Here is a 22,657-nt window from a genome sequence, read left to right as displayed (position 1 = left end):
CTCAAAATAAGGCTAATTACAATTGGAGGTGACGAACCATTAATTGTTTACGACTTGTTTGATCACTTTTTAAATCATCCAACAGCATTTGTTGGATATCCTGATTAAACAGAACTTCTCGAATATGGACAATCCCAACACGTTCAGTCCATTGCGAGATTTTTTCATTATAATTAGCTGATCGTCGATAATATTGAATAAATGAAAGTAATACATTTATCATTTCCGGTGAGCTAATCGTTGCATATAAAATTCCTTGATCGGTTATTAACTCCCATCCACTACCTGTTTGTAACAGAGCTAGATCAAAATAATGTTCGGATAGCATCTTTTTACAACAAAATGCTTTTATGGTAAGAGATGTTGGCAGGTTCACAAATTCTGTTTGTTGTTCTATTTGTTCTACGATTGTAGAAAGTTCCTCTTTATCTCTTATACAGTTACACTCTGGTATTTGTACACTGCGCAGTGATGAAGGGTGGTAGCTGTGTAATGTCATATTTAAGGCACTACATACCGAAATCAAGTCACTTTCTTGGATGCCATTTATTTTAAGGCGTTGATCGGATGATATGGAGACAGTATCAATATCATAATCTATCAAAACACCACTAATATGTTTGAGTTGTTCTGCACTTACTTTTCCACTATATAATTGAGGAACAATTGTGTAGGTTCCATCCTTCTCTGCAACAGCATTTGTTTTATGATCTAAAAATAGAAACTCTTCATGTACAAAATGTTCTGGATAAATCATTTCCAAATAATAAGCAAGAGCAGGTCGACATTTAGAGCAGCCTGATGAATGATTCCATTCCAGTGCTTCAATAATCATTTCGATGGATGTTAATTTATGTTGTTGGATAGCTCGAACAACTTCATCTTCTGTCAAGGATGTACACGAGCAAAAGCGATTATCTTTTACTGTTTCATGAAAATAATCACTTTGAATATAGTCGAGGAGTTCCTGTACGACAGGCTTGCATCCACCACATGAGCTGGAAGCTTTTGTGTGTGTTTTCACATCATTAACTGAGTTTAGGTTTTTATTTAATACATTCTCAATAATGCAAGATTTTGAAACACTGTTACAGGTACATACATGTTCATTTCTAGGGAGAGTAGCCGCATAAGATTCTTCAATCTTGACCGGTTGCAACAGTTCTGCTTTTTGGTGATCGGGTATGAATTTTTGTTTTTTAATCATGTCTAACAAGCTACCGCCAAGTGAGGTGTCTCCATATAAAACAGCACCAACTGCCTTATCTTCTTCAAATAATACTTTTTTGTACGTTTCACCAATTTCATCATAAGAATAAATGGTTTTGGTCTGATTCGTTTCTTCTATTTTTCCGACAGAGAACAGGTCAATCCCAGAAATTTTCAATTGGGTATAGACAGTTGAGCCGAGGTATCTAGCCTTTTGATTTGCTAGACTTTGTCCAAGCACTTCCGCCTGTTCATATAAAGGCTTTACCAATCCATAAACTGTGCCGTTATGTTCCGTGCATTCACCAACAGCATAAACGTTTGAAATACTTGTTTCCATTTGATCATTAACAACAATACCACGACTAACCTCAATTCCTGACTCCTTTGCTAGTGCAACATTCGGTTTAATTCCAACGGCCATTACTACCAGATCCGCTTCAATTGATGTACCATCTTTAAAATGCAAACCTTCAACATTTTTGTCCCCATAGATTTCAGAAGTTTCTTTTTCAAGGTAGAAATTCATACCTAGTTGTTCAAGCTCTTTCTTTAATAAATGGCTAGCTTTTACATCTAATTGATTGTTCAAAAGGCGATCAGCAAGGTGAATTACATCTACTTCCATACCTAAATTCAGTAGGCCTCGTGCTGCTTCCAAACCAAGAAGTCCACCACCTATAACTGCTGCTTTTTTATGCTGCTTTGCAACTTCGATCATTTGTTTACAATCATCGATCGTTCTAAACGTCATAACGCCTTCTTTATTTACGCCGGGTAGTGGTATGATAAACGGATTGGAACCTGTAGCAATAATAAGTCTGTCGTAAGTCAGTTTTCTTTCTTTATCTGTTGTAATCGATTGTTTTTGATAATCTATTTTATTAACCGTTTCATTTGGATATAGTGTGATCTCATTGTCTTCATACCATTTCCAATCATTAATCGTAATGTCATCAAACGTTACATCTCCTTGTAAAACGGATGACAGCATAATGCGACTATAGTTGGTATAAGGTTCAGAACCAAAAATTGTTATATCGTATAATTGATTATTTTCTTTTAATAAATACTCAATTGTTTTTAATCCAGCCATGCCGTTTCCTATCATAACGAGGTGCTGTTTTTCCATATAAATAGTTCCTCCCAACATTGAAACTAGATAAATCTAGCATCAAATGCAGAATATCATGCGATGTATTTGATTTCCTTTTGTCTGTTAGAAAATGTTACGTTCTTTTTTTGCGAATTATTTTAATTTTTAGAAAAATGGTGTTAGAAAAACTAACAACAAAATAGAAACTTCTTTTTCATGGGTGTACGATGAATTCAAGTTAAATTTCCAAACTCAAATTGGGGGATTCAAAATGGAGAAGAAAAAACTTGTACTAATTGGAAATGGTATGGCAGGTATTCGAACCATCGAGGAGATTTTAAAATTATTACCTGATCAATTTGATATTACCGTATTTGGTAAAGAGCCATATCCAAACTATAACCGTATTCAATTATCTAAAGTATTACAAGGGGATACCGAGATAAAAGATATTACGTTGAATGAATGGCAATGGTATGAGGATAATGGTATTCTGCTATATCCTGGCGAAACAGTTACAAAGATTGATAAAGATAATCAAATGTTGTATACCGATAAAGGAAAAGAAACACCTTATGATCACTTAATAATTGCCACTGGTTCCAATCCTTTTATGTTGCCACTTCCAGGTGCAGATAAAGAAGGGGTAACAGCGTTCCGTGATATAGAAGATTGTGAGAAAATGATAGATGCATCGAAAAATTATAAACGAGCAGCTGTAATCGGCGGTGGTTTATTAGGTTTGGAGGCAGCACGCGGTTTATTAAATCTAGGAATGGAAGTAGATGTTATCCACCTGGCTGACTACTTGATGGAACGTCAATTAGACCGTGCAGCTGGTGAACTATTACAGAAAGAATTAGCATCACAGGGCATGAACTTTTATCTCGAGAAGCAAACAGCTGAAATTACTGGTAAAAAGCGTGTAACTGGCTTGAAATTTAAAGATGGTGGTGCCATTCCAGCTGATTTAGTAGTTATGGCCGTCGGAATTAAACCGAATGTTGCGCTGGCACAGGAGTCAGGGGTTGAAGTCAACAAAGGTATTGTTGTCAATGATCATATGGAAACAAATGTACCAAACATTTATGCAGTTGGTGAATGTGCAGAGCATGATCAGATGGTATATGGCCTCGTAGCTCCATTATATGAACAAGGCCAAGCTTTAGCGAAACACATTAGTGGAATGAATCATCAAGGATATCAAGGATCTGTGCTTTCTACACAATTAAAAGTATCTGGTGTTGACGTGTTTTCAACTGGTTTAATTAATGAAACTGCAGAAACAAAATCGATCAAAGTATTTGATGAATGGCAAAATACGTATAAAAAAATACTTGTTCAAGATGATAAGTTAACTGGTGCAGTATTGTTTGGTGATACAAAAGAGGGAACGAAGCTGTTAAGTTTAATTAAGAAAGGTGCAAATGTTGAAGAATATTTGGAAAGTCAACAAGGTGCTGATAATGGTGAAAGCATAGTCACATCCATGAGTGATGATGAAATTATTTGTGGTTGTAATGGTGTATCCAAAGGTGCCATTGTCAATTCTATCAAAGCAGATGGCCTTTCATCAGTTGAAGAAGTGAAGGGTGCTACTAATGCATCACGTTCATGTGGTACATGTAAAAATTTAGTATCTGAATTATTAACTGATACGCTAGGTGATGAATATGAAGCAGATACAAAAGAATCAGTTTGTGCTTGTACAGATCTTACACGTGATGAAGTAGTAGCAGAAATTAAAGAAAAAGGTTTAACACATACAAAAGAAGTCATGAATGTATTAGAGTGGAAAACAGAAGAAGGATGTTCAAAATGTAAACCTGCTCTCAACTACTACTTAGGCATGGTTTATCCGAAAGAACACGAGGATGAACGAGAATCACGCTTTGTTAATGAACGCTTGCATGCCAACATTCAAAAAGATGGTACTTATTCTGTTGTACCAAGAATGTATGGTGGTGTAACAAACGCATCAGATTTACGTACGATTGCTGATGTAGCAGAAAAGTATGAGGTAGGAATGATTAAATTAACTGGTGGTCAACGTATTGACTTACTAGGAGTGAAAAAAGAAGATTTACCAGATGTTTGGAAGGATTTAGGGATGCCTTCAGGTTATGCATATGGTAAATCAGTACGTACCGTTAAAACTTGTGTTGGTGCTGAGTTTTGTCGATTTGGAACGCAGGATTCTACAGGGATGGGAATTCAATTAGAGAAAAAATTTGAAGGGTTAAACACACCACACAAAGTAAAAATGGGTGTATCCGCTTGTCCACGTAATTGTGCGGAAGGTGGAGTCAAGGATGTAGGTGTTGTCGGTTTAGATGGTGTATGGGAAGTATATGTTGGCGGTAATGGCGGTACAGAACTTCGCCAAGCAGAATTACTTGTAAAAGTGAAATCAGAAGAAGAAGTATTGGAATATACTGCAGCATTTTTACAATATTATCGTGAGAATGCTAGTTATCTAGAAAGAACATCACATTATGTGGAGCGTGTTGGCGTTGAACATGTCCAAGAAATTGTAAATGATGACCAATTACGTAAAGAATTAAACGAACGTATGGATCAAGCATTAGGAACTTATAAAGAACCTTGGAATGAAGTGCTAGAAAGTGAAACAACACTTAAGGACTTATATGAAAAAGTAGCGACGAAATAATGGATGGGGGAAGAAGCGGAATGGAACAAACAGTACGAAAGGTACGCATCGGAAATTATGATGATTTGCCAGTAAGTTTGGGTAAAGCTGTAGTTGTAGAGGATAAAGAAATTGCTGTATTTCGTTTATCTAATGGGAATATTAAAGCAATTGAAAATAAATGCCCCCATCGCGGCGGTGTGCTTTCTGAAGGGATGGTAAGTGGAGAACATGTCTTTTGTCCGTTACATGACTGGAAAATTAATGTATCAGACGGATTAGTGCAAGCACCTGATGATGGGTGCGTTCAAACCTATAAAACTACCATCGAAGATAATCAAGTATATGTAGAGGTTCCAGAAAAATAATTCGGAAAAGCCATGTATTTGTACATGGCTTTTCTAAATAGATCGCATGTTAGAAGTAAATGAGCGGAACAGATAGCAATCATGAAAATCGGAGGGAAAACAATGGGGAAGGTTTATTTGATTGGGGCAGGTCCAGGAGATCCGGACTTGATTACGGTTAAAGCATTAAAAGCAATCCAGCAAGCTGACGTCATTTTATATGATCGACTTGTTAACCAGGAATTATTAAATGAAGCTAAACCAGACGCAGACCTTATATATTGTGGTAAATTACCAAAAATGCACTTAATGAAGCAAGAAACGATCAATCATTTACTCGTCAAATATGGCAAGAAAGGGAAAAATGTAGTACGCTTAAAGGGTGGAGATCCTTTTGTATTTGGTCGCGGGGCAGAAGAAGCCGAAGCTCTGGCTAAAAACGGTCTGGCATATGAAGTTGTACCTGGTATTACTTCAGGCATAGCTGCACCGGCATATGCTGATATTCCAATAACTCACCGAGAATTAGGTCGTTCTTTTGCAGTGGTAACAGGTCACTGTAAGAATGGTGAGCCTTCAGATATACAATGGGAATATCTGGCGAAATCGGTAGATACATTAGCTGTCTATATGGGAATGAGTAATCTTCCTTTTATTATCGAACAATTGATAGACTGTGGAAAGTCAGCTCAAACACCAATTGCAATCATTCAAGAAGGAACAACAGCCAATCAAAAGGTTGTTTCAGGAACCCTACAAAATATTGTACAACTTTCAGAACAGCATCAAGTGAAAAATCCAGCGATGATTGTCATTGGGGAAGTTGTGAAAGTTGGCGAAAAACTACAATATTTAAAAGATAGATTTCAAGATCAAGAGACTATTTCTGCTTTAGAAGCATATTAGGAGTGAGAGACAATGGAAGCTGTCATCTATATTTGTCATGGAAGTAGGCTAGAAGAATCCAAACATGAATCCTTCCAATTAATCAATAAAGTCAAAAACAATATACCTGTATCGATCCAGGAGACTTGTTTTCTCGAATTACAAGAACCTGATTTAGCAGAAACGGTTCGTAGAGTGGCCGCCCAAGGAGCGACTAAGATTTTAATCATGCCGATTCTTTTATTGACAGCTGGTCATGCCAAAAAAGACATTCCTGACATGATCGAGAAAGAAAAGAATAAATATCCATCTATTGCATTTGTTTATGGTCGTGCCATAGAAGTGGAACAAAAGATGGTTGCCATTTTAGCTGATCGTGTGAAAGCTTGTACTGACAATGTAGAAGGAATGGATTTATTGCTTGTCGGGCGTGGAAGCAGTGATATGCAAGCTGTGAATGATACGGAAAAACTTGTTGGTATGTTGAGGAATCAATTTCCAGATAATCAAATAGATAAATGTTTTTTAGCAGCAAGTAAACCGAAATTTGAACCTTTTTTATGGGAGAAAGTAAAGCAAGGAAAGTCAGTTCTTGTTCTGCCATATCTTCTTTTCACTGGATTATTAGATAAGGGAATAAAAGAATATATCGGGTCATTAGAGCTAAAAGAAGATCAAAGGGTATTACTTGCCGATTATTTAGGAGATCATCCCAATGTTGTAGAAGTATTGACGGACCGAGTGACAGAAGCTAGAGAGGGAGCGAATAGATATGCAACAATGGCTGAAAGAAGTAGCTAGAGGAAAAAAAGGCGCAAAAGATTTAGATTATCAACAGACAATGCAACTTGCAGAGAGTATTTGTTCAGGTGAAGCAACAACTGCTCAAATTGCTGCTTATTTAGTTGCAGAAAGAATTAAAACGGAAACGCATGAGGAGTTATTGGCATTTATTCATACATTACAGCGCTATACGGAGCGGTTAGAACTACCATCAGAAACTCAAGAGAAAACGATAGATTTTGCCGGTCCTTATAACGGCCGTCATTCTTTTGCAGCAACCATTCCTGTTTCACTATTATTAGCAGACTATGGTGTGCCGGTATTTCTTTCAGCTAGCGAGACTTTGCCACCAAAATATGGAACTTCCTTAAAGTCGATTTTTTCGGAATTGGATGTAGCAGTAGATAACGATCGTGATGCAACAACAAAAAAAATGATGGATATTAATGTAGCTTTTGCAGATACAGAACAATATAGTCCGTCACTAGCAAAGTTAAGATCGATTCGCAAAGATATTGGTGTCCGCACACTATTCAATACAGTAGAAAAACTTATCAATATTTCACAAGCAAAAAATGTGATGTTAGGTGCTTTTCACCGGACAGCAATTAACAAATTAGAGGGCGTTTTTAAACAACTGGATTATAACCATGTATATATTGTCCAAGGATTGGAAGGTTCGGAAGATGTACCTGTTCACCGCAATAGTTTCGTTTTTGATTGGACTCCCGCTGGATTAGATTCTTTTATTGTAAGACCGAAAGATTATGGAGTTGAGTATAAAGAATTTGATAAGTCTGTTAAATTGTCAGCTAATGAACAGGCGGCTATTATTCATTCTATCTTATCAGGGGAAGAAAAATCGGAACACCAGTATTATTATTATCAAATATTATTAAACGCGGGCTTACGCTATTATTTATTTAAGATCACCGACTCTATTGAGGAAGGGATTGAAATAGCTACCGAACAAATAAAGTCAGGCAGAGCATTAAGGAAATTGCATGACATTCAAAAAGACAAATGTGAGGTTAAATAATCCATCACATTTGTTTTTTTAAGTTTTCGATCCAAGCTTGTTGTTCTTTTTGGGTGTAGATTGGTTTTTCTACAATTTCGTGTAACAGCTTTTTTTTAGTTGGTGGAGTGATATTTAATTGTTTTATTAGTTGTCTGGCTTCAAATAAAAAGTCAACATATTGTTCATATTGATCTGGCAGTTCTGCTTCCACCGATTTTTTTAATTTTTTAGCTAGAATCGGACTTGCACCACCAGTAGAAATAGCTATTTGTAGTTTTCCCTTTTGAATGGCAATAGGGAAATGCATATTACCAGCTTCTGCTTGATGTGCTGCATTAATCCAAGCAGTTGATGGAGCATTCTTCATTACATATTGATTGGTGATCGGGTCATTTGTCGCAATTACAATTACATCTGCCTTTTTAAAGTGATCAAGATGACATTTTGTTTGAAGCCAAAGGATCTTATGTGAATGAATGAGTTGATATAGTGATTCTGTTGATGTGGGACTAACCAATGTGATGTTTTCCTTAAATGGAAGTAGCCGTATCAATCGTCGCTCTGCCACTTTCCCGCCACCGATGATAACTATTTGTTTGTTTTGCATATTTAAGAAAAAAGGTAAATAGTTCATATTAATTCTCCACCCCTATTCTTTATTGTATTATGCTAGTACTGTCAAGGCAAGCTAATTGACAGAAGAACGTTCGTTTTTTTAAACTAAGGTTAGCTTGATTTATCTTAACATGGATTGATCGAAGTTGAGGTATTCGGAAAGGGTGTTGAAATGAAACACATTTTTAAAGAAGGAAAAAACTTACAAGGTCCTACTTTGTTGTTACTTCATGGTACTGGTGGAACGGAGAATGATTTGTTACCATTAGCAGATATTGTTGATCCGGATGCAAATATTTTAAGTGTGCGTGGAAATGTGTCCGAAAATGGTATGCCACGATTTTTTAAACGATTAGCAGAAGGTGTATTTGATGAAGAAGACCTGTTGCTGCGTACGAAAGAGTTGCATGAATTTTTAGATGAAGCAGCTGAAGAATATGGTTTTGATCGTAATTATGTAATTGCAGTCGGTTATTCTAATGGGGCTAATATTGCAGCTAGTTTATTATTCCATTATCAAGATGCATTGAACGCTGCTGTGTTGCACCATCCAATGGTACCTAGACGAGGTATTGAACTACCTGACCTCACAGCTGTGAAAGTGTTGATAACAGCTGGTCTGAATGACCCATTATGTACGGAACAAGAGTCCATAGATTTAGAGGGAATTCTCAAAGAAAATGGAGCAGATGTGGAGGTTCATTGGGAAAACAACGGACACCAATTAACCCAAACAGAAGCCGAAGCAGCAAAAGACTGGTATTATAATAAAAATATTTAATGAAGAAGCTATGTTTCCTTAATAGGATGCATAGTTTTTTTTGTAAGGTAAGAAAATCAGGGAATTTGTCTAGCTCCTAGTACCAAAAACTAGGCGACTTCCCGAAAGCGCCCTACGATAAAGAGGAAATATGTTTTTTGAAAATTGATATAACTGACAAATCTAGTGAGAAAGGATAAAGATTTGTCACAAAAACAGATATAACTGACAAATCTCAGGAGAGAGGCTAAAGATTTGTCATAAAACTTGATATAACAGACAAATCTCATCGTATTGAGTGTAGATTTGTCACAAAAATCAAATCCGTTGAATCGAGAATGAGAAAACACCAGAAATGGTTAGATCAAGTATGAGTGAAGATTTAATGATCGAAGAAGAACTGGATTTAGATACTCATATTTGGCAGTATACAAGGAGATCTCTCAGATAAGCAAGGGTGTTTTTCCTTTTATCTTTTTATTCAAGATACGCTGCGGCGAAATTTCTTCTTGCATTTTTAAATTTTAGGTATATAATATAACTGTACTAAATATATTAATACAGTTAATACAATTAATACAGTTCATACAGCGGAAAGGGAGGGTGTTATGTTTGAGTTGGATTTACGCAGTCGAAAGCCAATTTATGAACAGTTAGTAGATCGACTGAAGCAGTTAATCATTAATAATGTATTGGAAAAAGATGAGAAATTGCCCTCTGTACGTGTGCTTGCTCAGCAATTGTCGATCAATCCTAATACGATTCAAAAGGCATATCGTGAATTAGAAATACAGGGCTATATATATTCAGTGAAAGGGAAGGGAAGCTTCGTGAATCATATTATGATGGCGGATAGTTCGGCTGAAATTAAAAAAGTGAAAGAGCAGTTGAAAAAAAACATATCAGAGGCACTATTTTTAGGTGTATCAGTTGAAGAGTTGGAGAAATTGATTACAGAAACAGAAGTTGATCGATCGGTAACAAGGGGGGATGAAGATGATTCAAGTTCAGAACGTGGTTAAGAAATTGGAAAAAGATTTTGTCTTGGATGACATAAGTTTAAAAATAAATAATGGTTCGATTTACGGTCTATTAGGGTCAAATGGTGCTGGGAAAACAACCTTATTAAAAACTATTGCTGGAATCATGAAACAAAATGAAGGAGCTGTCGAACTAGAAAGAAAACCAGTATTTGAAAATGTTGAATTAAAAGAACGATTAGTCTTCATTCCAGATACTTTATACTTTTTTTCACACTATACCGTACAACAAATGGCTAATTTCTACATGGATATTTATCCAAAGTGGAATCAAGAACGCTTTGAAGAAATGCAGCAATTATTGGATTTAGATACTAATCGCAAAATCCATCGTTTTTCAAAAGGAATGCAGCGTCAAGTGGCTTTTTGGCTTGCGTTATGCGCCATGCCTGATTATCTCATACTTGATGAACCGTTTGATGGATTAGATCCTGTTATCCGAAGAAAAATAAAATCATGGATTATTCAAGATGTAGCTGAACGGGAAATGACTGTACTCGTTTCCTCACACAATTTAAAAGAAGTAGAGGATATTTGTGATGCAGTCGGTATTCTCCATCGAGGAAAATTGTTATTAGAAAAAGACCTTGATGAGCTTAAATCTGATCTTCATAAAGTGCAAATTGCCTTTAAACGAGAAATGGATTCAACAATTTTTGATGATTTAGAGATACTTCATCAAGAAAAGCGTGGAAGTGTTTATATTTGTATTATCCGTGGTGATTACCAGCAAGTGGAAGAAATAGTTGAACAATTTAATCCAGTTGTGTTTGATATTTTACCTTTAACGTTAGAGGAAATTTTTATCTACGAAATGGAGGGTGTCGGTTATGCAATCGAAAACATCTTACTTTAAAAAAGAATTATGGAAGCAAGCCTTCCGCTCTTCCGGTTGGATAGGAATCGGTTATTTTCTTGCCCTACTTTTTGTATTACCCTTAAACGTTATTATGGTTAAAACAAGGAATGAACCAAGGGATCTATCATATTATCAAGATTATGTAGATAGTCTGTTTAAAATAAATGGTGAAGTGCAAAGTATGCTCATTATTGCTATACCAATTTTAGCAGCTATTTTTGCCTGCCGCTATATGCAAGTAAAAGGTTCTGCAGATTTTATTCATAGTTTGCCTTTAAAACGTTCACAGCTTTTTTATCATCAATTTTTAATAGGTTATTTGATGGTTATTATTCCTGTAATTCTTACTGGCTTTATTCTCTACGTCATGTATGGGGTAATAGATGTTGATTTTATTTATCAACACAGGGATATTTGGGACTGGTTTTCCTACACTGTCACTTTTGTAACTTTTATATACAGTATTGCATTCCTTGTAGGTACATTCACCGGTATTTCGGCTGTTCAAGGTGCTTTGAGCATTCTTATTCTTATTTTCCCTGTCGGTATTTCTTTATTAGTCATGGAGAATTTGAGAATGCTAGTGATTGGGTTCAGTGGAGATTATTCCATTAGGATGTCCTATTTTACTAAAGCATCACCAATTTTTTGGATATTTGAATTATCGACTCAAAAGAATATAGAAATAGTCAGCTGGTATTACTGGTTACTTTCGATCATTTTTGTTGGATTATCTTTAGTTTTTTATCGAATTCGGCACATTGAATCAGCAAATCAGGCGATTGCATTCCCATTAATGAAGCCTATCTTTAAATTCGGTGTAACATTTTGTTTTATGTTACTAGGCGGTGTTTATTTCGGTCTTACTCAAGAACATTATGTAGGATGGATCATGTTCGGTTATGTATGTGGTGCATTGTTTGGCTATGTGTTAGCAGAAATGCTGCTTCAAAAAACATGGCGCGTATTTGATCAGTGGAAAGGTTTTGTGATCTATATAGGTATTTCCATGCTTGTTATAGTATCTGTCGTATTTGATTGGTATGGTTTTGAAACAAAAGTTCCAAGCGAGGACGAAGTGGAAAGTGTCTTTTTTGACAGTGAACACTTTCTTTATAATACGCATTATGATGCAGAGGGTAATAAGATAAAACAAAATATTACCGATCCAGAATTAATAAACCATGTGATTGATCTACATGATTTTATCGTTGCCAATGATCCCATAGGACGGAATGGATATCAGAGGTATACAGAAAACTCAACAAATGTAGATATTGTTTATCAATTAAGCAATGGAAAAAGAATGGTTCGTCAATATTTCATTCCATCCATAGAAGAAACAGAGCAATACTTACAGCCAATTATGGACTCAGAGGAATATAAACGATCAACCTTAGCTTGGTTGTTTGACGAAAATAGCAATATAAGTTCCGTTGCTATCGATGGTTATGATTATAGACAGCAAGTAAATGATCAACAAACAATCAACAAACTTACTGATGCTTGGAAACAAGATTATCTAGATGCTTCTTATGCAGAAATGACTCAAAATATATATGGAGAGACTAAGTCTTTGGAAGTTGAGCTAGACTCATCGGAAAATTTCTATCACTTACCATTATTAGATAGTTATACTAATGTATTAGAAGTTTTAAAAGAAGAAGAATTAGATAGAGGTCTAACTATTAATAGGGAAGATGTTTCCATGGTGGCCATTACTAATTCAGAGATGAATGAGGGTATGTTGCATGAACTACCTCATATAGAAGACAACGAGCTTAACGAATGGATGCTTGTAGAAAAGAATGAGCAAATCGATGAATTAATTAAGCTTAACAATGGTACTAAAGGTGCTTGGGGAATTGCTTTATACGGACCTTTTGATAATTTTATAGATGCTTATCAAGTTCGAGAAGATCAGTTACCAAGTTATGTTACCGACTATTTTGAATAGGGTGGGGAGGTGTAATCAATGTTCACGAATGACATTTATCAATCATTAGTAGAACAATATCAGTCAATGATGCATTATACAGCATTAAAAATAGTTAAAGATCAGCAAATGGCGGAAGATGTTGTACAAGAGTCGTGGATTAAGGTAATGAAACAGCAAGTAGGCATGGAAACAATTGATAAAATGGGAGCATGGTTACGAACTGTCACCTCAAGAACGGCAATTGATATTTTGCGAAAAGAAAAGCGGAGCCATACATGCCTACTTGATAATCCATATTTGATGGAAGAACTAGTTATGTGTTCATCAAATGAAGTCGATGAACAGATAAACTGGAAATCTACAATGGATGAATTAGAACTATGTATAGATAAAAGTAAGAAGCTAAAACGTGTCTTTCAATTAAAATTCAAATTAGAATTAGATGATGACCAAATAGCTAAAACGTTAAATATTAGTCATTCGGCTGTTAAAACACGAATATTTAGAACGAGACAATTGCTAAAAAAACATTATAAAGTTAATGATGATTATATGTTAAAACCAGGAGCTTAAATGTTTCTGGTTTTTTCTTTGTCCAAATAGGTTTATAATGGAAGTAGTATTGTTAATCAAAGGATGAATTACATGAGTTTCTTTATATATGTTGTCTTACCTTGGGTATTTTTATGCTTATTTGTGATAGGTGCTCTGTACAGTTTGTGGAAAAGATTTGCCTATTGGTGGGGATTTTTAAGTTGCGCGGTTGGTGTAGTTATTTATTTAATTGGTAATGAAGTAGTAGGTGGCTATAATGGTATGAGTCTCAGTTTAATCGGTGCTTTACCATTTACAATCGGTTTATTTATTTTATTTTTTCTTTTTATCGGTAGTAAATTCCAGTAAAACTTACAATTATACTGGTTAGAAATGAGCGAAACGCAAAGAATATAAGTGTACCCAAATGAATGGAGGGATACACGTGAGAAGAGGAACAAGAATGTTACCGATGCTTGCTTCCATTGGTATTGGAGCATATGCGTATTATCAAATGCGAAGAAACAGAACTATATGATGAATGGAAAACTTGGCAATTGCCAAGTTTTCTTTCATCTTTGATGTTTGCTATAATAAAAAGAGTGAAAATTTTGCAAAAAAGAAAGGGTTTTTGTAATGGGGAAACAATACATAGGTTATATTGGTTCGTATACCAAAAAGGAAAGTCAAGGTGTTTATCGCTTCACCTTGGATACCGTAGAGAAAAAACTATCGAATATAGAAGTTGCAGCTAACCTTGATAATCCAACTTATTTAACTGTTAGTAACGACAATCAATATGTATATGCGGTTTCAAAAGAAGGCAATCACGGTGGAGTTACCGCTTTTAACATTACAGATGAAAGTGGAGCATTAGAAAAAATAAACAGTCAGGCAACGGAAGGTTCAGCTCCTTGTCATGTGAGTGTTGACAGGAAAAATAATGTAGTAGTAACTGCAAATTTCCACACGAAACAAGTGGAAACATATGAAATTAATGAGGATGGATCGATCCAATCACCAAAAGCAGTAGAGCAGGAGGGAAATGGTCCGCATGAGCGACAAGAAAAGCCTCACCTTCATTTTGCAGGTTTTACTCCGGACGAACAATATGTAGTTGTGGTTGACTTAGGTAGTGACACCATTACAACGTATCGTCCTGAAGGAGATGTTTTACAAGAAGTAAGTGTATTAACATTAAAACCAGGAAGTGGTCCACGTCATATTGCTTTCCATCCAGATGGTCAATATGCTTACGTGATGACAGAGCTTAGCAATGAAGTGGTTGTGCTGAAATATCACGAAAAAGAGGGTACTTTTGAAGAAGTTCAATATATTTCCACACTTCCAGAAGACTTTACCGAGAATAGTCAAGGCAGTGCGATTCATCTTTCTTCCGATGGAAAGTTTGTTTATGCCGGTAACAGGGGACACAACTCGATTGCGATCTACCGTATAAATGAGGATTATACTGTAGGGTTTGTTGAATGGACGCATACAGAAGGAGATTGGCCACGTGACTTCGTACTAGATCCGACTGAACAATTTATCGTTGCTGCTAATCAAGAAACAGGCACACTGGTATTATTCGAAAGAGATCAAGAAAACGGAACACTGGGCTTACTACAAAAAGACGTTAAAGCCCCAGAAGCAGTCTGCGTAAAATTCTTACATTATTAATATGAGAAAAAGGCCACTAAGTAAAGAAGTGGCCTTTTATTATGAGCATTAAACATGAGAATCCTTTCAAGTTCAGCTTCTGATTCGAATAAGATACAAACTGCAAAGTAGTAAAAATGTGTCTTGGTGTAGCTTCCTTCCATTCTGACTAAAGATGAGTGCTTAAGAAACGCTCCGGCAGAATACTGCGCTGATTTTAGTGTTCTGATAACGGAAAGAATAGTACTATTGGCATTCTATTCTATGGATTCCCTGTTTTTTTGAACAGAACACTATTCTAAGCTGCGGAAAAATGCGACACTCCTGGGGGAATAGCGCGAGCCGAAGATCCACTTGGTGAAGTGGTTTTCTTCACCAAGTTAGCTGAGGTCGTGCCCCCGGAAAGGGAGTATTTTTCCGCAGCGGCAATCTTGCACGCAAAAAAATTCAAAATGAGGTGACTCCTCTTTATCTTAATTAATATAAGGGCTATGTAGGCAGCTAGAGCCCTTTAGGGGTGCTAGGATTCTAGCTGCTGCAGTTCAAGTACATATTTCTTTATTCAATCGTCCGATTATTGATATCTACATCAATTAACTCTATGTTTTCCTTCGATTCATAGCGTGAAATGAAGCCATCTCCATGGCATATGGAGCAAGTATAACGCCACTCTTCGTCATCCATCAATAATCCTGTACCGTCACAAGCTTTACACCTCATATGTTGTGAACCCATTGTTGTACTTCCTTTCTATATTATTTTTGTTTTTGCTTAATCCAGTTGATAATACCGCCTTGTAAAATGATATCGATATGACGTTTCGTTAAATCATGTCGAACTGGAATCGTGTGATCTGTTCCTTTCACCTTAATATCTAATGTATCCGACACTTGGATGGATTCATGTATGTCACGGAACTCCAAAATGTCATTCTGTGACAGATCATCATAGTCCGTTTCGTTAACAAATGATAGCGGAAGAATACCAAAGTTAATTAAGTTCTGTAAGTGAATACGAGCAAAATCTTTCACCAACACCACTTTTAATCCTAGATACCTTGGTGCCAGTGCAGCATGTTCCCGGCTTGAACCCTGTCCATAATTTACGCCAGCAACAAGAACATGACCGCCATTATCCCGTTTTTTTATGGCATTTTCATAATAATCATCATCAACAATTTCAAAGGCAAATGTACTGATTTTTTGAATATTACTGCGATAAGGTAATACTCTGGAACCACCAGCTAAAATCTCGTCAGTGGAAATGTTGTCAGTCATTTTTAACAAAATAGGTAAGTCGAAGTTGTTTTTAATTGGTTCAAAATCTGGGATCGTCGTAATATTTGGCCCTTTTTCTAATTCCACGTCTGTATTTTTTGGTGGTGCTTCCAGCATTCCTTCCGTTGTGAATTTCTTCGGTTCTTGGATTCTGGGATATTTTATATCTAATGTTCTAGGATCAGTAATTTTACCAGTTAGAGCAGAAGCTGCCGCTGTTTCAGGGCTGCATAAGAAAACTCTGTCTTCTCGTGTACCTGATCTGCCCGGGAAGTTCCGTGGAGTAGTCCGTAAACTGTTTTTTTCTGTTGCGGGTGCTTGTCCCATTCCAATACAACCATTACATCCAGCTTGATGCATACGAGCACCGGCGGATAGAAGATTGCCTATATGGCCATTTTCAACTAGCTGCTCCAGTAATTGTCGTGATGTAGGGTTAATATCAAATGAAATACCCGATGCGATTTGTTTACCTTTTACAATTTCGCTTGCAATGGCAAAATCACGGTAGCCTGGGTTTGCTGATGATCCAATATAGGATTGGTAAATCGTTTCTCCTGCTATTTCTGAGACAGGAACGACATTTCCTGGACTAGACGGTTTGGCAATTAAAGGTTCTAATTGAGAAAGATCAATATTTTCTTCTTCATCGTATTTGGCACCGCGGTCTGCTTTTAGCTCGATCCAATCATCTTCCCGGCCTTGCTGACTTAAAAAGTCCTTGATTTCTTTATCTGATGGAAAGACAGTAGCTGTTGCTCCCAGTTCAGCACCCATATTAGCGATAACATGTCGATCCATTGCAGATAAATTTTTTACTCCGGGTCCATAATACTCAATGATTTTACCAATGCCACCTTTGACATCATGACGGCGCAACAATTCAAGAATGACATCTTTAGCACTAACCCATTTTGGCAGTTTCCCGGTTAATTTTACACCCATTACTTTTGGCATTTTTACGTAATAGGGTTCTCCGGCCATTGCCATCGCAACATCAATACCACCTGCGCCCATGGCAAGCATTCCCATACAACCATTTGCACATGTATGACTATCAGAGCCAAGTAATGTTTTTCCTGGTTTAGCAAGCTGTTGCATATGGACAGGGTGACTTACCCCGTTGCCAGGTCGACTATAGTAGATACCGAATTTACGTGCTGCACTTCTTAAAAAAAGATGGTCATCTGCATTACGGAAATCCTCTTGAATTAAGTTGTGATCAACGTATTGTGCAGATGCTTCTGTTTTAACACGGTCTATCCCCATAGCTTCCAACTCAAGCATTACCATTGTACCCGTAGCATCTTGTGTTAAAGTTTGGTCAATTTTTAGACCAATTTCCTTGCCAGGTTCCATTTCCCCAGAGATCATATGCTCACTAATTAATTTTTGAGCGACATTTTGTTTCATCTTATGTGTCCTCCTACTTTTTAATCCGACATAGTTAGAATGTACCTTATAGTTAATATTACACATTTTGATCGTTTATAAACTACTTTTTTTCATGACAAAAAAGCAGGAGAAAGTTTCCTCCTGCTTTTTAATATTAAACCATTACTTTACACATATCGTTTGTTAAGGCTACCGGGTCTTCGATTGGGAGACCTTCGATTAGTAATGCCTGGTTATATAAAATGTTGGTATATAGTTTTACTTTATCTTTGTCCGATCCATGAGCATGTACTAATGATTGGAAAATGTCATGCTTACTATTGATTTCCAAAACTTTGTTTGCTTCAATGTTCTGATTGTCTGGCATTTGCTTAAGTACTTTCTCCATTTCAATCGAAACATCACCTTCAGCTGATAAGCAGACAGGGTGAGTCTTTAAGCGTGTAGAAAGTTTGACATCTTTTACTTTATTCCCAAGCATTTCCTTCATTTCAGCTAATAGATCTTTATGTTCCTCTTTTTGTTTTTCAGCTTCTTTTTTCGTTTCTTCATCTTCTAAATCAAGATCACCGCTTGATACGTTTTTGAATTCCTTGTCATCATAGTTCATCAACATCTTGATAGCAAATTCATCGACTTCATCTGTGAAATAAAGAATTTCATAGCCTTTATCTTTCACTAATTCTGTTTGTGGTAATTTCTCAATGCGGTCATGTGATTCACCAGTGGCATAATAAATATGCTCCTGATCTTCTGGCATGCGTTCTACATACTCTTTTAGAGAGGCAAGTTTTTGCTCACTGGAAGAATAGAATAGTAATAAGTCTTTTAATTTATCTTTATTGGCACCGAAGTCAGAATAAACGCCGAATTTAATCTGACGACCAAAAGCGTCATAAAATTTCTCGTATTTGTCACGATCATTTTTCAGCATGCTTAGTAAGTGGTTCTTGACTTTTTTCTCAATGTTCTTAGCGATTAATTTCACTTGGTGGTCTTGTTGTAAAATTTCTCTGGAAATGTTCAGTGAGAGATCTTCCGAATCGACAATTCCACGAGCAAAGCTGAAATGGTCTGGTAAAAGATCGGCACATTTATCCATGATGAGTACGCCATTGGAATAAAGTTCCAATCCTTTTTCAAAATCTTGTGAGTAATAGTTAAAAGGTAATTGTTCAGGAATATAAAGAATAGACTGGAATCTTACCATACCATCTACACTGATGTGAAGATGACTTAAAGGCTTATCAAATCCGAAATGTTTTTCCTGATAAAAACTTTCGTAATCTTCGTCAGTCAGTTCTTGTTTATTTTTGCGCCAGATTGGTACCATACTGTTAATAGTTTGATCTTCTATGACGTCTACTACTTCTTCTTCATTATCCTCTTGCGGCTCCTGTTCAGTAACCTCCATTTTAATAGGATAACGAATAAAGTCAGAATATTTTTTTATGATTGACTTCAATTTATGTTCTTCAAGGTATTCATCGTAGTTTACTTCTTCTGCGTTTTCTTTAAGCTGGATAATGATTTCTGTCCCAACATCTTGCTTATCATACGGTTCTATTGAATATCCTTCTTCACCATCAGATTCCCATTTGTAGCCTTCATCACTGTGAAGTGCGCGAGTAAATACAGTTACTTTGTCCGCAATCATAAAAGATGAATAGAATCCAACACCGAATTGACCAATGATTTCCTGACCGTCTTTCATTTCGACTTCATTTTTGAAATCGAGAGAACCACTTTTGGCAATCGTACCTAGGTTACTTTCTAATTCCTCTTTTGTCATCCCAATACCAGTATCTTTAACAGTCAAAGTACGATTATCTTTATTTGTTTCTATTCGAATATAATAGTCATCTTTGTTAAAAGAAATACTGTCATCTGTTAAAGCTTTATAGTAGATTTTGTCGATCGCATCACTAGCATTAGAAATAAGTTCACGTAAAAAGATATCCTTTTGTGAATAGATGGAATGTACCATCATTTCAAGCAACCGCTTCGACTCAGCCTGAAATTGTTTTGTTTCCATTATTAATCTCCTCCTTGATATTGCTTGTTTTATGTATTTTAGCACTCCTGTTTGCTGAGTGCTAACACATAATAATTATCACAAAAACCCTATAGTGTCAAGCGCAAAAGCAGTTTGACTTCCTTTGAACAATCGCTTATTTTAAAAGTGAAACGGTATTTTATTTATTAATTGTGATATGATGTATTTATAAGAAATGTTGTTCGGATAGTAAAGGGGGAAGTCAACATGGCCTTTGATTATCAATCGCCACGTTATGTTCACGTGATTGAAGAAATTAAAACGAAAATAAATGATGGAGAATTAGAGCCAGGTGAGCGATTACCATCAGAGATGGAGTTTGCTAAACAGTTAAATGTGTCACGGAATACGTTTAGAGAAGCGCTTCGAATATTAGAGGAAGAAAATATTATTATTCGTAAACATGGAATCGGAACTTTTGTTAATAAAAAGCCTGCTTTTTCTGGGGGAATTGAAGAATTATTCAGTATTACCGATTTTATAAAAAGAGAAGGTAAAGAGCCCGGAACAAAATTACTATTTCAAGGTATAGTAGATGCTGTCAGTGAAGATAAGCAAGAACTAAACTTACAAGAGGATGACCGAGTTTATTTAGTAAAACGTGTAAGAACGGCTGATGAAGATCCTTTGGTTTATTGTATTGATAAGGTTCCAGTTTCTTTAATAGGGGAAGACTACCACTTTGAAGAAGAATCGATGTTATATTCTTTTCAAGAGAAGAAGGGTATCACGATCAGCTATGCAAAGGCTGATATAAAAACAATCGGTTATCATCATGAAATATCGGATATATTAGAAACGGAACTGGATCAGCCGCTATTAATTTTAAAACAGATTCATTATGACACAAATGATCAACCAATCTTATATTCTTTAAACTTTTTCCGAGCTGATCAAGTAAGCTTCAGTGTCAATCGAAAACGAATCTTTTAAAGAAAACCATCTAATAAGGATGGTTTTTATATGGTATTGACTTGTTGGACGTCTTACCTATATAATGAACCCGAATCCAATCGATAAGGATTCTTTTTTAAAACGATAGGTTGTTGGACGTCCAATCAGTTTCACAAGTAGGTGAACAATACTTACATAAAGCACCGCGGTAAATGGACTATAACAAATTAATTTATTTCAGAAGGGGAGTCATTACAATGAGAATGGTTGATTTGATTGCTAAAAAACGAGATGGTGAAACCTTAACAAAAAATGAAATCGATTTTATGATAGCAGGCTATACAAAAGAAGAAATTCCAGACTACCAAATGTCAGCAATGGCGATGGCACTTTATTTTCAAGAAATGACAACGGAAGAACGAGTTAACCTTACTATGGCGATGGTGGAATCGGGTGACCAAGTTGATTTATCAGATATAGAAGGCATTAAAGTTGATAAACATTCAACAGGCGGAGTAGGGGATACCACTACACTTATTCTGGCACCATTAGTAGCATCAGTGGGGGTTCCGGTGGCTAAAATGTCAGGAAGAGGACTTGGTCATACAGGTGGAACAATAGACAAGTTAGAGTCCATTAATGGATTCCAGGTTGAATTAACACCAGAAAAGTTTAATCAGCTTGTCAATGAACAAAAAGTTGCGGTTGTCGGACAAAGTGGAAACCTAACACCTGCAGACAAAAAGCTTTATGGATTACGAGATGTTACGGCAACTGTTAATTCCATTCCTTTAATAGCTAGTTCTATTATGAGTAAGAAAATTGCTTCTGGTGCAGATGCAATCGTGTTAGATGTTAAAACTGGTTCTGGTGCATTTATGAAAAATCTGGATGATGCGAAAGAACTTGCAAAAGCGATGGTGGATATCGGAAATGGAGCAGGACGTGAAACAATTGCAGTTATTTCGGATATGAACCAGCCATTGGGATACGCTGTTGGCAATGCACTTGAAATAAATGAAGCGATGGAAACCTTAAAAGGAAATGGACCGGAAGATTTATACGAACTATGCTTAACACTAGGAAGTCAAATGGTCTATTTAGCGAAACAAGCCAGTTCCATTGAAGAGGCAAGACAAAAATTAGAAGATGCTATTCATTCAGGTAAAGCAATTGAAAAATTCAAAACATTTGTGGCATCGCAAGGCGGCGATACGTCTGTTGTAGATGAACCGGGTAAACTGCCACAAGCAAAGTATGTGGTGGATATCAAAGCAACACAATCCGGTCTGGTCAATGAAATTATAGCGGATGAAATCGGAATTGCTGCTAGTATGCTTGGTGCTGGACGTTTAACTAAAGAATCAGAGATTGACTTAGCTGTCGGTGTCGTATTACAGAAAAAAATCGGTGATCAAGTATCAGAAGGTGAGACACTGGTTAAAGTATATAGTAATCAAGAAGACATCACAGAAGTGGAAGAAAAAATCATCCAAGCCTATACGATAAATCCTGAAAAAACAACAAATAATAAATTAATCTACGATATTATTCAATAAAAAAGTGGACCTTTTAGGAAATGTAAGATCTATATGCAATCACAAGAGGTTGGACATCCTACTTCGAAAGATATAAAAT

Annotated in this window: 19 protein-coding genes; 14 read left to right on the top strand and 5 right to left on the bottom strand. The window is 36.2% G+C overall.

The window, feature by feature from the left end; genetic code table 11:
* Nucleotides 1-16 precede the first annotated feature (16 nt).
* A complete protein-coding gene (nirB, locus tag BM121_RS12880; protein WP_091484054.1) occupies nt 17-2,341 on the bottom strand; it encodes a nitrite reductase large subunit NirB in 2,325 nt (774 codons plus the stop codon).
* 235 nt (nt 2,342-2,576) lie between these two features.
* On the opposite strand from nirB (BM121_RS12880), the gene nirB (BM121_RS12875) reads away from it, so the two are divergent.
* From nirB (BM121_RS12875) to BM121_RS12855, 5 genes are all read left to right on the top strand, one after another.
* A complete protein-coding gene (nirB, locus tag BM121_RS12875) occupies nt 2,577-4,976 on the top strand; it encodes a nitrite reductase large subunit NirB (RefSeq protein ID WP_091484053.1) in 2,400 nt (799 codons plus the stop codon).
* 20 nt (nt 4,977-4,996) lie between these two features.
* Entirely contained in the window at nt 4,997-5,323 is a 327-nt protein-coding gene (gene nirD / locus BM121_RS12870; protein WP_091484052.1) for a nitrite reductase small subunit NirD, read from the top strand.
* A 102-nt stretch (nt 5,324-5,425) separates the two neighbouring features.
* Complete coding sequence (gene cobA, locus BM121_RS12865; RefSeq protein WP_091484051.1) at nt 5,426-6,208, top strand: uroporphyrinogen-III C-methyltransferase; 783 nt, start codon at nt 5,426-5,428, stop codon at nt 6,206-6,208.
* Between the two features lie 12 nt (nt 6,209-6,220).
* Nucleotides 6,221-6,988: a sirohydrochlorin chelatase gene (locus tag BM121_RS12860; RefSeq protein ID WP_091484050.1), complete on the top strand. Its 768-nt coding sequence runs from the start codon at nt 6,221-6,223 to the stop codon at nt 6,986-6,988.
* Nucleotides 6,960-8,009, top strand: coding sequence for an anthranilate phosphoribosyltransferase (locus tag BM121_RS12855; RefSeq protein WP_091484049.1), 1,050 nt, complete (start codon nt 6,960-6,962; stop codon nt 8,007-8,009). The genes BM121_RS12860 and BM121_RS12855 overlap by 29 nt, the downstream gene beginning before the upstream one ends.
* A 4-nt stretch (nt 8,010-8,013) precedes the next feature.
* Here the strand turns inward: BM121_RS12855 and BM121_RS12850 are convergent, their stop codons facing one another.
* Nucleotides 8,014-8,625, bottom strand: a complete 612-nt coding sequence (locus BM121_RS12850; RefSeq protein ID WP_091484048.1) for an NAD(P)-binding protein — start codon at nt 8,623-8,625, stop codon at nt 8,014-8,016.
* A gap of 153 nt (nt 8,626-8,778) precedes the next feature.
* Here BM121_RS12850 and BM121_RS12845 point away from each other — a divergent pair, with 153 nt between their 5' ends.
* The 7 genes from BM121_RS12845 to BM121_RS12815 all read left to right on the top strand — a co-directional run bounded on the left by BM121_RS12845 (nt 8,779) and on the right by BM121_RS12815 (nt 15,418).
* Entirely contained in the window at nt 8,779-9,387 is a 609-nt protein-coding gene (locus BM121_RS12845) for an alpha/beta hydrolase (protein WP_091484047.1), read from the top strand.
* Nucleotides 9,388-9,974: 587 nt separating this feature from the next.
* Nucleotides 9,975-10,388: a GntR family transcriptional regulator gene (locus tag BM121_RS12840; protein ID WP_091484046.1), complete on the top strand. Its 414-nt coding sequence runs from the start codon at nt 9,975-9,977 to the stop codon at nt 10,386-10,388.
* Nucleotides 10,363-11,262, top strand: a complete 900-nt coding sequence (locus tag BM121_RS12835) for an ABC transporter ATP-binding protein (RefSeq protein ID WP_091484045.1) — start codon at nt 10,363-10,365, stop codon at nt 11,260-11,262. Before BM121_RS12840 ends, BM121_RS12835 begins: the two co-directional genes overlap by 26 nt.
* Nucleotides 11,237-13,222 (top strand): DUF6449 domain-containing protein, encoded by a 1,986-nt coding sequence (locus BM121_RS12830; RefSeq protein WP_091484044.1) that lies wholly within the window; start codon nt 11,237-11,239, stop codon nt 13,220-13,222. Before BM121_RS12835 ends, BM121_RS12830 begins: the two co-directional genes overlap by 26 nt.
* Nucleotides 13,223-13,240: 18 nt before the next feature.
* Nucleotides 13,241-13,777 (top strand): RNA polymerase sigma factor, encoded by a 537-nt coding sequence (locus BM121_RS12825; RefSeq protein ID WP_091484043.1) that lies wholly within the window; start codon nt 13,241-13,243, stop codon nt 13,775-13,777.
* A gap of 72 nt (nt 13,778-13,849) precedes the next feature.
* A complete protein-coding gene (locus tag BM121_RS12820) occupies nt 13,850-14,107 on the top strand; it encodes a hypothetical protein (protein ID WP_091484042.1) in 258 nt (85 codons plus the stop codon).
* A 267-nt stretch (nt 14,108-14,374) separates the two neighbouring features.
* Nucleotides 14,375-15,418 carry a lactonase family protein gene (locus BM121_RS12815; RefSeq protein WP_091484041.1) on the top strand — a complete coding sequence of 348 codons (1,044 nt, stop codon included), beginning with the start codon at nt 14,375-14,377 and terminating at the stop codon, nt 15,416-15,418.
* A gap of 537 nt (nt 15,419-15,955) precedes the next feature.
* Here the strand turns inward: BM121_RS12815 and BM121_RS22095 are convergent.
* From BM121_RS22095 to htpG, 3 genes are all read right to left on the bottom strand, one after another.
* The gene (locus BM121_RS22095) at nt 15,956-16,132 is read right to left on the bottom strand and encodes a hypothetical protein (protein ID WP_175495425.1); all 177 of its coding nucleotides are present in this window, start codon (nt 16,130-16,132) and stop codon (nt 15,956-15,958) included.
* A 20-nt stretch (nt 16,133-16,152) separates the two neighbouring features.
* Nucleotides 16,153-18,087, bottom strand: coding sequence for an aconitate hydratase (locus BM121_RS12810; RefSeq protein WP_091484040.1), 1,935 nt, complete (start codon nt 18,085-18,087; stop codon nt 16,153-16,155).
* Nucleotides 18,088-18,223: 136 nt separating this feature from the next.
* Complete coding sequence (gene htpG, locus BM121_RS12805) at nt 18,224-20,104, bottom strand: molecular chaperone HtpG (protein ID WP_091484039.1); 1,881 nt, start codon at nt 20,102-20,104, stop codon at nt 18,224-18,226.
* Nucleotides 20,105-20,332: 228 nt separating this feature from the next.
* On the opposite strand from htpG, the gene BM121_RS12800 reads away from it, so the two are divergent.
* Together BM121_RS12800 and BM121_RS12795 are read left to right on the top strand one after the other, a co-directional pair.
* Nucleotides 20,333-21,058: a GntR family transcriptional regulator gene (locus tag BM121_RS12800; RefSeq protein ID WP_091484038.1), complete on the top strand. Its 726-nt coding sequence runs from the start codon at nt 20,333-20,335 to the stop codon at nt 21,056-21,058.
* Between the two features lie 218 nt (nt 21,059-21,276).
* Nucleotides 21,277-22,578 (top strand): pyrimidine-nucleoside phosphorylase, encoded by a 1,302-nt coding sequence (locus tag BM121_RS12795; protein WP_091484037.1) that lies wholly within the window; start codon nt 21,277-21,279, stop codon nt 22,576-22,578.
* Nucleotides 22,579-22,657 lie beyond the last annotated feature (79 nt).

This window comes from Gracilibacillus orientalis (assembly GCF_900114645.1).
GTDB classification, from domain to species: Bacteria; Bacillota; Bacilli; order Bacillales; family Amphibacillaceae; genus Gracilibacillus; species Gracilibacillus orientalis.
The sequence above is the reverse complement of the archived record's forward strand: the minus strand, read 5'-3'. Positions and strand labels throughout refer to the sequence as shown.